Annotated in this window: 12 protein-coding genes and 2 pseudogenes; 2 read left to right on the top strand and 12 right to left on the bottom strand. The window is 66.8% G+C overall.

The window, feature by feature from the left end:
- Nucleotides 1–70 precede the first annotated feature (70 nt).
- Nucleotides 71–676, top strand: coding sequence for a hypothetical protein (locus tag RT551_RS04890; protein WP_313456088.1), 606 nt, complete (start codon nt 71–73; stop codon nt 674–676).
- A 115-nt stretch (nt 677–791) separates the two neighbouring features.
- Nucleotides 792–1,568, top strand: coding sequence for a DUF481 domain-containing protein (locus tag RT551_RS04885; RefSeq protein WP_313456087.1), 777 nt, complete (start codon nt 792–794; stop codon nt 1,566–1,568).
- Nucleotides 1,569–1,649: 81 nt separating this feature from the next.
- Here the strand turns inward: RT551_RS04885 and hemC are convergent, their stop codons facing one another.
- The 12 genes and pseudogenes from hemC to RT551_RS04825 all read right to left on the bottom strand — a co-directional run.
- Nucleotides 1,650–2,555, bottom strand: coding sequence for a hydroxymethylbilane synthase (hemC, locus tag RT551_RS04880; RefSeq protein WP_313456085.1), 906 nt, complete (start codon nt 2,553–2,555; stop codon nt 1,650–1,652).
- 46 nt (nt 2,556–2,601) lie between these two features.
- Entirely contained in the window at nt 2,602–3,372 is a 771-nt protein-coding gene (locus RT551_RS04875) for a LytTR family DNA-binding domain-containing protein (protein ID WP_313456084.1), read from the bottom strand.
- Entirely contained in the window at nt 3,341–4,387 is a 1,047-nt protein-coding gene (locus tag RT551_RS04870; protein ID WP_313456082.1) for a histidine kinase, read from the bottom strand. The genes RT551_RS04875 and RT551_RS04870 overlap by 32 nt, the downstream gene beginning before the upstream one ends.
- Nucleotides 4,384–5,052, bottom strand: a complete 669-nt coding sequence (locus RT551_RS04865; RefSeq protein WP_313456081.1) for an alpha/beta hydrolase — start codon at nt 5,050–5,052, stop codon at nt 4,384–4,386. Before RT551_RS04865 ends, RT551_RS04870 begins: the two co-directional genes overlap by 4 nt.
- Nucleotides 5,053–5,389: 337 nt before the next feature.
- Nucleotides 5,390–5,698 carry a hypothetical protein gene (locus tag RT551_RS04860; RefSeq protein WP_313456080.1) on the bottom strand — a complete coding sequence of 103 codons (309 nt, stop codon included), beginning with the start codon at nt 5,696–5,698 and terminating at the stop codon, nt 5,390–5,392.
- Nucleotides 5,695–6,057, bottom strand: coding sequence for a hypothetical protein (locus RT551_RS04855; RefSeq protein ID WP_313456079.1), 363 nt, complete (start codon nt 6,055–6,057; stop codon nt 5,695–5,697). The genes RT551_RS04860 and RT551_RS04855 overlap by 4 nt, the downstream gene beginning before the upstream one ends.
- Before the next feature lie 824 nt (nt 6,058–6,881).
- Nucleotides 6,882–8,789 carry a glucans biosynthesis glucosyltransferase MdoH gene (gene mdoH / locus RT551_RS04850; RefSeq protein ID WP_313456078.1) on the bottom strand — a complete coding sequence of 636 codons (1,908 nt, stop codon included), beginning with the start codon at nt 8,787–8,789 and terminating at the stop codon, nt 6,882–6,884.
- A gap of 248 nt (nt 8,790–9,037) precedes the next feature.
- Complete coding sequence (locus RT551_RS04845) at nt 9,038–9,217, bottom strand: hypothetical protein (protein ID WP_313456076.1); 180 nt, start codon at nt 9,215–9,217, stop codon at nt 9,038–9,040.
- Between the two features lie 123 nt (nt 9,218–9,340).
- Nucleotides 9,341–10,807: a SulP family inorganic anion transporter gene (locus RT551_RS04840; protein ID WP_313456075.1), complete on the bottom strand. Its 1,467-nt coding sequence runs from the start codon at nt 10,805–10,807 to the stop codon at nt 9,341–9,343.
- Nucleotides 10,808–10,976: 169 nt separating this feature from the next.
- A pseudogene (locus RT551_RS04835) lies at nt 10,977–12,921 on the bottom strand (response regulator).
- Nucleotides 12,908–13,741 carry a HAMP domain-containing sensor histidine kinase gene (locus tag RT551_RS04830; protein WP_313456197.1) on the bottom strand — a complete coding sequence of 278 codons (834 nt, stop codon included), beginning with the start codon at nt 13,739–13,741 and terminating at the stop codon, nt 12,908–12,910. Before RT551_RS04830 ends, RT551_RS04835 begins: the two are co-directional and overlap by 14 nt.
- Before the next feature lie 32 nt (nt 13,742–13,773).
- Nucleotides 13,774–14,195: pseudogene (locus RT551_RS04825) on the bottom strand (ATP-binding protein); the annotation flags it as partial.

Genomic DNA, 14,195 nt, shown 5'->3' with positions numbered 1-14,195 from the left:
CCGTTGTGGCGGTCCTGGCCCGCATCTTCGGCTATGGTGGGGCCCCTGCCCCGCCCGCCACCGCTCTGCCATGCGCCTGTTACCTGCCGCCGCCCTGCTCTGCCTGCTGATGTCCGCCTGTTCGCAGCCCAGTGAGCCCACCGCATCCGCGCCGGCCATTCCCGCAGCAGCGGCGAGTCCGGCCCAGGCGGTGCTCGAGGCCAGCCAGCGCTTCGGCCAGCTGCGCAGCTTCCAGGCCCATCTGCAGCTGCGCGGCCCGCGCACCGTGGAAGCCGGCATGACCTTCGTCGCCCCCGACCGCTACCGGCTGGAGACCGAGGCCGGTGCGCAGACCATCATCAACGGCACCTTCTTCCTGCAGCAGGCCGGTGAAGTCCGCCAGGTGCCGGTGCCGCCGGAGCTGCTGGCGCAGTGGCGCAGCCCGATTCCCGCCGACACCGCCGCGGCGGAGCTGCAGGTGGAAGACCTGGGCGCGGAGACCGTGGGCGGCCAGACCACCCGCAAATACCGCGTGCGCCACGCCAGCGCCGCACCGGACGGGATGCTGTACTGGATCAACGCCGCCGGCCTGCCGGTGCGCATTGAGCGCCAGGGCCAGAGCAACGGCCAGCCGTTCCAGGCCACCGTGACCTACACCCGTTTTGACGACCCGACGTTGCAGGTCGCGCTTCCCTGAACAGGGGAAAGCCCAAACCCCTGCTAAAGCGGGGCCCGGCAAATGCAAAAAGCGCGTGAAGGCTTCCAGTATCATCGGGTGTTGCTCCTCCCCCGCCTGATCTGGAGAACTGTTGATGTCTGTGCGTGTGACGCTGCTTGCCACCCTGCTGCTCAGTGCCCCGGCCGCCTTTGCCCAGGACACCTCTGAACTGGCCGCCATGACCTCGCCGTGGAGTGGAAGCGGCGGCGAACTGGGCTTCGCCTCGGCGCGCGGCAACAGCAACACCGAAAGCGCCAACGGTCGCCTTCGCCTGCGCTACACCGATGATGACTGGGTCCACAGCATGGACCTGTTCGGCCTGCGTTCGCGCTCGGAATACACCGAAACCGCGGAAGATGGCACCACCACGCGCAAGCGCAACACCACCGCCAACCGCTACACCGGCAGTGCCGGCAGCGCGCTGCAGCTGGGCGAGCACCGCCAGCTGACCGCCACGGTGCGTTACGAGCGCGACGATTTCGCCACCTACGACCGCCAGAGCTCGTTCGGTCTGGGTTACGGCACCCGGTTGATTGACGGCGACCGCTTCTACATGGACGCGCAGATCGGCCCCGGTGTGCGCCGCACCCACAACACCGAAGACGACGAAACCCGCACCGGTCTGATCGGCCGTGGCCTGTTCGACGTGAAGTACTCGCTGACCCCGAACACCGACCTGATCAACACCCTGCTGGTGGAATCGGGTTCGTACAACACCTTCGGCCAGAACGATTTCGGCGTGTCGGTCAGCATGAACGAGCACCTGGCGCTGAAGGCCGCCTGGCAGGCGCGTTACAACAGCGACGTAGCCGTGGACAAGCGCAAGACCGACACCCTGACCACCATGAACGTGGTGTACAAGTTCAAATGAGGTAGTGCCGGCCGCTGGCCGGCAACCAGGCATGTCCTGATCGAAGCGTACGGGGTTGCCGGCCAGCGGCCGGCACTACCGTCATAGCATCGCCGCGGCACCACCATCGAGCAATTCGCGCGCAACACGCTTCCCCAACGCCTCCGGATCATTCCCCGGCCCACGCGCCTCAGCGCGCACCAGCCGCCCATCGGCCACGCTGCCCACCAGGCCCTGCAGGAACAGATCTTCCCCTTCCCACTGCGCGAACCCGGCCACCGGCACGTGGCAGCTGCCATGCAGCGCACGATTCATCGCCCGCTCGGCTTCCACGCAGCTGCGCGTCGGCGCATGGTCGAGCGCGGCAAACAGCGCCATCACCTGCGCGTTGCTGCCATCGCACTCCACCGCCACCGCGCCCTGCGCCGGGGCCGGCAACCATTCCGGGGCGCGCAGCCGGGCGACGATGCGCTCACCCAGTCCCAGCCGCTCCAGCCCAGCCACTGCCAGCACGATGGCGTCGTAGCCGCCGTTATCCAGCTTCGCCAGGCGCGTATTGACGTTGCCACGCAGGTCCAGCAGTTGCAGGTCCGGGCGCAGCGCGCGCAGCTGGGCCTGGCGGCGCAGCGACGAGGTGCCCACGCGTGCGCCGATCGGCAACGCGTCCAGCGAGGCATACAGGTTGGAGATGAAACCGTCGGCCGGGTCATGCCGCAGCAGCATGGCCGGCAGCGCGAACGGAGCGTCCAGCTCCATCGGCACGTCCTTGAGCGAATGCACCGCGCAGTCGGCCTCACCCCGCAGCATCGCCAGCTCCAGCTCTTTCAGGAACAGGCCCTTGCCGCCGATGGCGGCCAGCGAGCGGTCCAGTACTTCGTCACCGCGGGTGCTCATCGGCACCAGCACCACGTTCAGGCCGGGGTGCGCCTGACGCAGGCGGTCGGCAACGTGTTCGCTCTGCCACAGGGCAAGCGGGCTCTTTCGGGTGGCAATGCGCAGGGTGTCCATGTCGCCATTATCGCCGCAACCGGTGCGGCGACCAACGGCCACGGTGTCACAGGTGCTTCAATTCCTGCTTCAGGCTGGCCACACAGCGCCGGCTGACCTCCAGGGGTGCCTTGCCATGCCGCAGCACCGCCTGCACCTGGCCACCGCCATTGCGGCGCAGTTCCACCAGTTCATGCCGGGCCACCAGACAGTTGCGGTGGATGCGCACAAAGCGGCTGGCGAACTCTTCTTCCAGCGACTTCAGCGATTCTTCGATCAGGTCTTCGCCGCGTGCGTGGTGTACCACCACGTACTTTTCCTCGGCCTGCAGGTAGTGGATGTCCTCCACCGGAATCAGCCGCAGGCTGCCCCGCAGGCGCGCGCATAACAGCGTGCGGGCCTGCTGGCTGGGCGTGCTCGGTTGCCCGTTGCGACCGGCCAGGAAGGTGCGCGCACGTTCCAGAGCCGCCGCCAGCCGTTCGGCGCGCACCGGCTTCATCAGGTAATCGATGGCCGCCGCTTCGAACGCCGACAGGGCGTGGGCGTCGTAGGCAGTGCAGAACACCACCGCCGGGCGCGGATCGAAGGTGGCCAGATGGCGCGCGGCCTCCAGCCCGTCCAGCCCCGGCATGGCGATATCGAGCAGCACCAGGTCCGGCTGCAGCTCGGCGCAGGCATGCAGGGCCTGCTCGCCGTTTTCCGCTTCGGCCACGACCTCCACTCCCGGCAGTTCACCCAGCAGGCTGCGCAACCGCTCGCGCGCCAGCGGCTCATCGTCGGCAATCACCACTCTCAAGCAGTCTTCCTCACGGCAGGGGCACTGTGATGTCACAGGCATAGTAGCCGTCGTTCCAGTCCCCCGTCATCCGCGCGCCGGGGCCGTAGCGCCAGGCCAGGCGGTGCGCGATGTTGCGCTGCGCGTGGCCGGCCCCATGCGCCAGCGGCAGGGCCCGCGCCTGCGGGTCCGGCGCGGGATTGCGCACGGTGATGCGCAGCTGGTTGCCCTCGCAGCGCAGTGAAATGACGATGGTGCCGCCGGCCGGCAGGCGCGAGATACCGTGCAACACGGCATTCTCCACCAGCGGCTGCAGCACCAGCCGCGGCATCGGCAGCGACCACGGCAAGGGCTCTTCGCGCTGCCACTGCACCTGCAGGCGTTCGCCCACGCGCAGAGATTCAATCGAGAGGTAGGCTTCGGCCAGCTCGCATTCGGCCTGCAGGGTGGAGTCCCCCTCGCCCGCCCCCAACGCTGCGCGGAACAGATCGGACAGGTCCAGCACCGCGCGCTCGGCCACCACCGGGTCGCGCCGGACCAGGCTGGCGATGAGGTTCATGCTGTTGAACAGGAAATGCGGGCGGATGCGCGCCTGCAGGGCATCGGCCTGGGCACGGGCGTTGGCCACGGTCTGCGCGCTCCAGCGATCAGCCACGTAGAAGTAGCGCAAGGCGAGCGCCACGATCAGCGCGGTCACCGTGGCACAGCCCAGGGTGAAGCGCCAGAAACCCACATCGGTGGTGAAGCCGGACGTGCCCAGCGCGTCATACAGCGCGTGCACGATGCCGGTGCATACCGCCGCGATCAATGCCGCGGCCGCCACCACCACCACGGTGCCCAGCGCTTCCGGTAATCGCGAAAGCGGCTGGCGTGCCGCACACAGCGTGACCGTCACCGCCAACGCCAGCCACAAGGCCAGGCCGCTGGCAGACAGGAAGTCCGACAGCCCCCACTGGCGGCTTCCATCCGGTGCCAGCGCCACCACCACCACCACCAGTTCGGCCAGCCCCAGCATCGCGCCCAGCCGCGGCAGGCGGCACAGGTCGGGCAGCCAGGACTGCTGGCGCGGGTCGCTCATCGGAAGCGCGCGTCCAACCAGTCGCCCAGCGCCTGGATTTCTTCGGCGCAGACCTGGTGGGCCATGAAGTAGGAATGCCATTCCAACGGGAAGCCGAGCTCCTTGAGCGCCTTGGCGCTGTGCACGGCCACGTCCTGCGGAATCACTGGATCCTTCTGCCCATGCGCCATGAACACCGGCGGCAGCGGACCGTCCGTCGCGGCGGCCGCCGCAGCGGCCTCGGCATCGGGCAGGTAGGTGGACAGGGCGATCAGCCCCGCCACTGGCCAGCGGCGGCGCAGCGCGCTGCTGAGCACGACCGCCCCGCCCTGGGAGAAGCCGGCCAGCAGGATGCGCTCTGCTGGAATGCCGCGCGCGATCTCCGCCTCGATCAGGCCGTCGAGCAGCTGCACCGAAGCCGCCACGCCGGCACTGTCGGCGCGCGAGCGGAAGTCCATGCCGACGATGTCGTACCACGCGCGCATCGGCAGGCCGTTGTTGATGGTGATTGGCTGCACCGGCGCATGCGGGAACACAAAGCGGATCGCCGGCCAGTGTTCGCGCACCAGCTCGGGCACGATGGGCGCGAAGTCATGGCCGTCGGCCCCCAGGCCGTGCAGCCAGATCACCGACCACTGCGGATCGGCACCGGTTTCGTTCACCACGGTTTCCAACGCTTGCGACATCGTGCGGCTCCAGGGGGGATGGGGCCATTATGCGGGAACCTCGCACCCTCCGGGATACGGGACCGGGGGTAGGGTCGGTCGACAGACGACCGCCGATAACAAACCAAGGTGCGGTAACGCATGACCTTCGAACGCAGGCGCGCTTCTTCGTTGAAGGTCATGCCCTACCGCGCCGATCACCTGTATCGGCGGTCGACTGTCGTGCGACCCTACCGGTGACATCCCGCCCCGTTGTGACACGCCATACGTGTCACCGCTGACATCCCCCCGAAGTGACACGCCATGCGTGTCAACGCCATCGCGGCAGCCCGTGCCCCCATGATGTGGCATGCACCCGTCAGTCGCGCCCAAACCCCGGGCTGGCCCAACCTTCTCTTCGCGCTCGCTGCACTTCATCCTCCTCGCCGTACGGCGGCTCCGGCTGACCGATGCACATGTCATCCGCCACATCGTCGGCCGCATCGCGGATCGCGTTGCTCCACAGCGTGAGGTCCACTCGGTTCCGGTTCTCGCTGCGCTCCACCACGCGCTCCATGAACATCCGGATGGCTTCCGCCGGCGCGTAATCCTCCTCCATCACCGCGCCTTTGAATCGGCAGCGCAGGTCGTCTTCCACTTTTGTCTTTATCCAGACCGGCTTTCTCATCGGCGCACCCTCCTGCGGCGGCCCGGCCGCGGGTTGTGACGATGCTCACGCACCTGCGTGTAATGCACCTCGCGCAGCACTTCGGTGGGCATGTGCAGCATGCGGAAGCCCGGGGAATACACCGGCGTTGAAATGATGCGCGTGCCGTCGAATTCCACTCTGAACCATGTGCCCTTACCCAGGCCCATGTAACGCAGCCAGCGGCCGCGCATCATCAGGTATTCGACACCGCCGAGGTCATCGTCGTCAGGCGGTGGAAACGGCGGCGGCGGTGTAGGAGCACCGCATATGGCGCAGCAATGCGCGGGTGCAGTGTTGTTGAACGCTTCTTCGAGTATGTCCGACCGTTGCGGTTTCATTGCAAACCTCCTGCAGAGTGCGACCCCTGCCGGAGTGGCAAGGGGTCGGGAGGTTAGAACCGCACAACGAATGCAGAAACGGCGGGCGTATTCCCCCTTTGCAGGGGTGTTTTATTAGCCACCCTCCCGACGCAGGACATACGTTTCCCACGCAGGACAACATGTTGCAATCGCTGTGGAGATTCTACGCTCCGGGGCCTACCCTGCAGGAATCGAACGGCAACTGACATAGCCAATTGCGGCACAAGCGTGGCGGGTTTTGCACGCACGGGCAAATGGTGCGACGCAATTGGCGCGGTTGTTTTGCGGAAGGCTTGTGGCAGTAGTGGCGTGCGGATGACGGTGAAACAGGTGGCGCGTGTGGCCGATGTTTCAATGTGTGACGTGCGTGCGTGTTTCTGGAGCCGTGGGATTACGGGGCAGCCGTTGTGTTTGGGTCGCGTGCGTCAGTTGGGTGATGCGAAGGGCGCGCTTCGATCATGGGTTCATGCGTTAAAGCACGTTGGCCATTTCACGGCGATCGTCTGTCGACCGATCCCACCAAAGCAGGACCACCCCAAGCAGGTTCAGCGCACGGACAAGTGATGAGTTGGTTTTGATTGCCCGTGGCCACCAACCATCTGTCGGGGCGGGTCGGGGTGGGCTGGAGGGGGCGTGAGCCGCATGGATGCGGCGATCGAGCTTACATGGACGTACTTGCAGCGTCCCCCGGAACGCCCATCCCGATCCGCCAAGCCAAGGATGCCGTGAACCGAGGGCTGTTCGCACGAATCCAACAGCAGCCGGGCAAGCCCGGCTCTACGTAGCACGTCGACAGTCCGCAGTCAGTGGGACGACGCGCGCTCTGCGGCGGCGCGGCGCAGTTCGGCGGCGCGTACGAGGATGGTGGGCGGGTTGATCTCTTCGGGGATGTCCATCAGACCCAGGCGGCGCAGGAACGTGCCCGCGCGGCGGTCCGAGGTCAGCGCCACCACCGGAATGGCCAGCACCATGCCGATCACCACCGGGGCCATCCAGGCCGCCAGCGACGGCGACACCGCATATGCCAGCACGCCCATGAACAGACCGAACACGCTCAGCCCGCCGTAACCGCGGATCAGCGCCGGCCAGGAAACGCCACCGTCGTCGCGCTGCTGTGCATCCCAGCCCGAATCTTTGCCCGCCAGCACTTCGGCCACGCCGCGCGACTGCACGTACATCACCACCGGGGCCATCAGCGCCGCCAGCAGCGTTTCCAGCAGCATCGAAATGAACGCACGGATCGCACCGCCACAGCCCCGGCGTTCCACCGGATCCAGCAGCATCGCCAGATAACCCAGCACCTTCGGCAGCAGCAGCACCGCCATGGTGATCGCGAACATGCGGATCACCTTTTCCTCATCCTGCGCGCGCCAGTACAACTGCGGAGAGATGTGCAGCACCTCGTTGAAATCGATGCCGCCCTGGAACAGCGGAATGGCGATGCCGATCAACATCAACATGCCCCACATCGGTGCCGTGAAGTAATGGCCGATGCCGATCATCATGTGCATGCGGCTGACCCAGTGCAGCCCCTTCGAGGCCACCACCTTCGCATGCTGCAGGTTGCCCTGGCACCAGCGACGATCACGCACCAGCATGTCGGTCAGGGTCGGCGGGCCTTCTTCGTAGCTGCCCTTCAGGTACGGCACCATGTGCGTGGCCCAGCCACCGCGCCGCATCAGCGCCGCCTCGACAAAGTCATGGCTGAGCACGTGGCCGCCGAACGGCTGCCGGCCCGGTAACGGCGGCAGGCCCGCGTTCTCGGCGAACGCCTGGGTGCGGATCACCGCGTTGTGGCCCCAATAGTTGCTTTCCGCACCGTGCCACCACGCCACGCCACGGCCGATCACCGGGCCATACACGCGGCCGCCGAACTGCTGCATGCGGGCAAACAGGGTGCGCCCGCCGATCACTGCCGGCAGCGTCTGGATCAGGCCCACGTCCGGGTTGAGTTCCATGCCGGCGACCAGCCGCACGATCGTGTCGCCGGTCATCAGGCTGTCGGCGTCCAGAATCAGCATCTGCGGGTAGCCGCCACCGAAGCGTCGTACCCAGTCGGCGATGTTGCCGGCCTTGCGCCCGCTGTTGTCGCCGCGACGGCGATAGAACAGGCGATCATGCCCGTTGACCGCATCGCACAGTTCGGCGAACGCCTGCTCCTCGGCCGCCCCGATGTCCTCGCGGCGGGTATCGCTGAGCACGTAGAAATCGAACTGTTCCAGCTGCCCGGTTTCCGCCACCGACTCATAGATCGCCTGCAGACCAGCCAACAGCCGGCGCGGGTCTTCGTTGTAGGTGGGCATCAGCAGCGCGGTGCGGGTATGCACCTGCGGCAGCGGTTCGTCCGGGTCGATGCCCAGCTTGTAGCCACGGTCGAACACGGCGGTGAGGAAACCCGCCACCGCGCCGGCAAATGACAGCGCGATCCAGGCGAACAGGGCCACGAACAGCACCAGCAGGCACGCTTCCAGCACGGTGATGCCGTTGGCGGCCAGCACCTTCCACATCATCGCGGTCGCCGCCGCGGTCATCCCCGCGGTGCCCCCCAGGATATAGAAGCGGCGCAGCGCCATCATGCGTGGCGCGGTTCGCTGTTTCGGCACCTGCAGGCGGCCTTCGCGGAAGCTCTGCTCGGGCATCGCCATCGGCACTTCGGGCGGCAGCACGGAGCGGCCCGCGTCGATCACGACGTTGACGGTCTGCACACTCATGCGCGGCTACCCTGCGCGGGTTCTGTCAGGTCGCTGCCGGAAACGGCACGCCGTTTGTGTCTGTCACTACCGGAACCCACGTACTCTCCACGCCACTGAGCCGAAAAATGCGGCCCAGCATAGGGGGGCAAATGTAAGGTGGGCGCGAAGAGGCGCGGGCGGCCTTGCCGCCCATTCAGGTTTGATCGCGGCCGGTGGGCGTCAGCCCTTGTGGCACAAGGGATCCCTATTCAGGATGGGGCCGCCGATCAGGCGGCCGGACGCGCCACGGCGACATCGGTCGCCACCGGCGGGCGCGCCAATGCGCGCGAAGCGGCCAGGGAGAACTGCTGCTGGGCGAGCAGGTGCTGGGCCTGGGTGGCTACGGGACAAGGGGCGATGCACGGGCCGGCCTGGGGCCGCTCGGGCGACGTCACTACGCTGGACATGGTCTGACTCTCGTTTCCTTTCAATGTGCAGCCGCCGGGCTCCCCGCCCGACGGAATGCGCACCCTATAGGAAATTCGGGACGAATGTGTGACGACCGGTTGCACCTCGCCCTGTAAGCGCTTTCAGTGCAGGCTGGCGCTGCCGCTGGGCCGTCCCACCCGGTCGATCAGTGTCTGGCTGGCGGCATTGAGGCCGATGACCTCCACCGTGGCCCCATGCCGGCGCAGCTTCTCTGTCACCTGCTCCAGCGCGCCGACCGCGCTGAGGTCCCAGAAGTGCGCGTGGGTGAGGTCGATCACCACCCGGGGTGCGGCGTGCTGCAGGTCGAAGCTGGCGGCGAACTGTCCGGCCGAGGCGAAGAACACCTGGCCGCGCACGGTGTAGACCTGGGTGCCGTCATCACGCGTTTCTTCGTCGATCTGCAGCATGCGCCCGACCTTGCGCGCAAAGAACAGCGCCGACAGCAGCACGCCCGTCAGCACGCCCTTGGCCAGGTCGTGCGTGAACACCGTGACCAGTACCGTGGCCAGCATCACCACCGACGAGCTCTTCGGGTGCGTACGCAGCTCAGCGAACGAACGCCAATGGAAGGTACCGATGCTCACCATGATCATCACCGCGACCAGCGCGGCCATCGGGATCTGCCGCACCCATTCCGAACCGTAGACCACCAGCAACAGCAGCAGCACGCCGGCGACCAGGCACGACAACCGTCCGCGCCCACCGGAAGAGACGTTGATGACCGACTGACCGATCATCGCGCAGCCACCCATGCCGCCAAAGAAGCCCGCGGTGATGTTGGCCAGCCCCTGCCCTGCACATTCGCGGTTGCGCTGGCTGGGGGTGTCGGTCATGTCCTCGACGATCTGCGCGGTCATCATCGACTCCAGCAGGCCCACCACCGCCAGCGTGGCCGACACCGGCAGCAGCAGGCGCAGGGTGTCCCAGGTCCAGGGCACGTCAGGCAGGAAGAACGTGGGCAGGCTGTCGGGCAGCGCGCCCATGTCGCCCACCGTGCGGATGTCCCAGTGCAGTCCGATCGACAGCGCGGTGAGCACCACGATGGCGACCAGCGCCGACGGCACCGCGCGGGTGACGCGCGGCAGCAGGTAGATGATGGCCAGACCAGCAGCGCACACTGCCCAGACCTGCCAGGAGCGCCCGATCAGCTCGGGCATCTGCGCCAGGAAGATCAGAATGGCCAGCGCGTTGACGAAGCCGGTGATGACCGAGCGCGACACGAAGCGCATCAGCGCACCCAGCTTCAGCGCGCCGGCGATCACCTGCAACACGCCGGCCAGGATGGTCGCGGCCAGCAGGTATTGCAGGCCGTGGTCCTTGACCAGATCGACCATCACCAGCGCCATGGCCCCAGTGGCGGCCGAGATCATGCCCGGGCGGCCACCGGCAATGGCGGTGACCACGGCGATGCAGAAGGAGGCATACAGGCCGACCTTGGGGTCGACACCGGCGATGATCGAGAAGGCGATGGCTTCGGGAATCAGGGCCAGCGCGACCACCGCGCCGGACAGCAGATCACCACGGACATTGCCGAGCCATTGCTGGCGCAGCGGATAGGAAACAGACATGTGAAGACTCCCGCGCCGGCGTCACGCACGGCGCTTGTGTGATGGAAACAACCCTTTCCTGGCCCCGTGGCTGGCTGCTACACGGGCACGTCGTCGACGTGGTTTCAGGGTGGGGTCATCACACGGTTCCGGGGAGCATCAGGGCGCGCAGGATAGCGCACCCATGGAATCAATGCACCGGCCCGAACATCGCCCCGACACTGCGCAGCAGCTCATGCACGTTGAACGGCTTGGGCAGCAGCGCCATGCCCGGGCCCAGGAACGCACCGCGCTCGGCCGCCTGCTCGGTGTAGCCGGTGACGAACAGCACCGGCAGATCCGGGCGCAGCGCGCGCGCCGCATCGGCCAGGTCACGCCCGTTCATGCCGGGAAGCCCGACGTCGGACAACAGCAGGTCCACGCCACGCGGGGAATGCAGTTCCAGCAGGGCCTGCTGTGCATTGGCGGCTTCCACGACCTGATAACCGGCTTCGGTCAGCATCTCACGCACCATCATCCGCACCGCTTCGGTGTCATCCACCAGCAGGATGCGCTGCGCGCTGCCCAGGCGGGTGGGTTCGTGGTGTGCGCCGTGCTGGCTGGCCGACGCCGACCCCTGTGGCAACAGCAGTTCGATCTCGGTGCCCTCGCCGGCTTCACTGGCAATACGGGCGACGCCGCCGGACTGGCGCGCGAAGCCGTAGGTCATCGACAGCCCCAGCCCGGTGCCTTCGCCCTGCGGCTTGGTGGTGAAGAAGGGCTCGAACACCTTGCTCAGCAGTTCCGGCGCAATGCCACTGCCGTTGTCGAGCACCTTCACGCTGATGTAGCGGCCCGGGGCGAGATCGTGGTCGCGCTCAACGGTGACCGGATTGGCGCGGATGCGAATCAGGCCATTACCGGCCAATGCATCGCGCGCGTTGATGACCAGATTGAGGATCACGTTCTCGAACTGGTTCGGATCGGCCACCGCCAGCAGTTCGTCGGGACCCAGCTCCAGTTCCAGCTCGACGTTCTCACCGATGGAGCGACGCAGCATGTCCTCCAGCGAGTTGACCCGTGCCACGATGTCGAAGGTCTGCGGATCCAGCGGCTGCTTGCGCGCAAATGCGAGCATGCGCTGGGTCAGGGCCGCAGCGCGATGCGCCGAGGCCGTCGCCAGTTCGGCATAGCGCGAGGCCTTCTCCCAGCGGCCGCTGCCGGCGGCGATTTCGATCATGTCCAGACCGGCGATGATCGTGGTCAAGAGATTGTTGAAGTCGTGCGCGATGCCGCCGGTGAGCTGGCCCAGCGCATCCATCTTCTGCGCCTGCAGCAGCTCACCTTCGGTCCGCTCGCGCTCGGAGATCTGGAAGGCCAGCTCGGTGTTGGCGCTTTCCAGTTCCTGGCGCTGCGCGTTTTCGCGGATGTGGTGCGCGGTCGTGTCCTCCACCAGCACCAGGCCGGTGCCCGGAGGACCATAGGGCGTGACCCGCCATTCCGTCATGCGCGGCAGGCCCTGCACCTGTACCGTGAAGGTGCCCTGCCAGCGCTCGCCGGCCGCCAACGCGGCCTGCAGTCCGCTCAGCTGTTCCAGCTGGGTGCCGAGCACCTGACGCACCCGGTTCGGGGCCACGGCATCGCCGAGCAGGCGCTGGAAACGCAGCGTTGGCGTCCTGGATGCGCAGGTCGCCATCGAGCACGGCAATGGGGGCATTGATCTGCCGGAAGATCTCACCGAAACGTGCCTCTGCCTCGCGCAGGGCTTCTTCCGCACGACGCGCGCGCAGCAGGCTGCGCAATGTAGCCAGCAGTACATCCGGGTCGACCGGGTGGATCAGATAGCCATCCGCACCCGCGTTGAGCCCGGTGATCAGGTCACCACTGGCAACGGCCGCAGCGGATACGTGAATCACCGGCAGCAGCTGCGTGCGGGGTTCAGCACGGAGTTGCCGCACCACGTCGAACCCGCTCATGTCCGGCAGGTTGACGTCCAGTACCATCGCGCCGTATTCGGTGCCCTGCAGGCGCACCAAGCCTTCGCTGCCGGTGCCGGCTTCGTCCACCGAAAAACCATGGTGCTCCAGCACCCGGCGCACGGAATAGCGGGTGGCGGCGTTGTCATCCACCACCAGGATGCGGTCACGGGTGGCCATCGGCGCGCTCCCGTTCCGGGTCCAGCTTGAGCGGCAGGGTCACGTAGAACTCCGAGCCCTCGCCCGGCGCGCTGTGCACGCCTACTTTGCCGCCCAGCAGCTCGGCAAATCGCTTGCACAGCGACAGCCCCAGGCCGGTACCGCGCAGGCCGCGCTGCAGGGGTGTATCCACCTGCACGAAGTCCTTGAACAAGGTGGACAGCACTTCAGATGGAATACCAATGCCGGTGTCGCGCACGCTGAAACGTACGCACTCTTCATTTTCCAGATGCGCCGACACGACGACGCGACCATTCGGCGTGAACTTGAGCGCGTTGGAGATGAAGTTGCGCAGGATCTGCGCCAGCTTCTTGTCATCGGTGTACAGCATCGGCAGCGGCGGCGGGTCTTCGAAGATCAGATCCACCTGGCTGTTGTCATCCACCAGCGGGCGGAACATGCCGCGCAGCGCCGAGAACAGATCCATCAGGTCGAACCACGCAGGCGAGATGGTGATGCGCCCCGCTTCAATCTTGGCCAGATCCAGCAGGTCGTCGACCATCTCGCGCAGTTCCGAGGTGGACGCGCTGATGAAACGCACCTGGCGCAACTGTTCGTCGTTGAGCTGCCCGTCCATGCCGTCTTCGAGCAGGCGGGTCATGCTCAGGATCGACCCCAGCGGGGTGCGGAACTCATGGCTCATGTAGGACAGGAAGCGGCTCTTGAGATCAGAGACCTCGCGCAGCTGTTCGGCCTGCTGGTCCAGTTCGGCATACAACGCGAGCACGCCCTGGTTGGTTTCCTCCAGCTCCGCGCGCAGAGATGCAGCCTGCTCGCGCAGCTGCTAGATTTCCTGTTCGGGGGGCAAGGCGTTCAATGCAGGTCTCCGAGGCGCAGGGCCACAATGCTGGCGTCATCACGGCCGCGATCAAAATCACGCTGCAGCACCGCCACCACCAGTGCCGGGTGACGATGCTGCAGGCCGGGGTAGTCACGCAGGTTCCAGCGCGCCTGCAGGCCATCACTGTGCATGATCAGCAGCGTGCCTGCGGCCGCGTGAAAATGGAATGGTTGTGCCTTGCGGTACTGCACACCGACGATGCCCGGCAGCGAGGCCATGCCCCGGTTGCTGGTGGGCTCGCACAGCGTGGCGGCGATGTTGCCGACCCCGGCAAACGACAGGTTGCCGGACTCCACCTCGACGCTGGCCACGGCCGCCGCCCCGCCCCGCGTGCCGGACATGCCGGCATGCAGTGCGGCGATCACCTCGACCGGGCCGGCGGCACCGCGCTGCG

The sequence above is a fragment of the Stenotrophomonas sp. genome, assembly GCF_032103445.1.
Lineage (GTDB): Bacteria > Pseudomonadota > Gammaproteobacteria > Xanthomonadales > Xanthomonadaceae > Stenotrophomonas.
The sequence above is the reverse complement of the archived record's forward strand: the minus strand, read 5'-3'. Positions and strand labels throughout refer to the sequence as shown.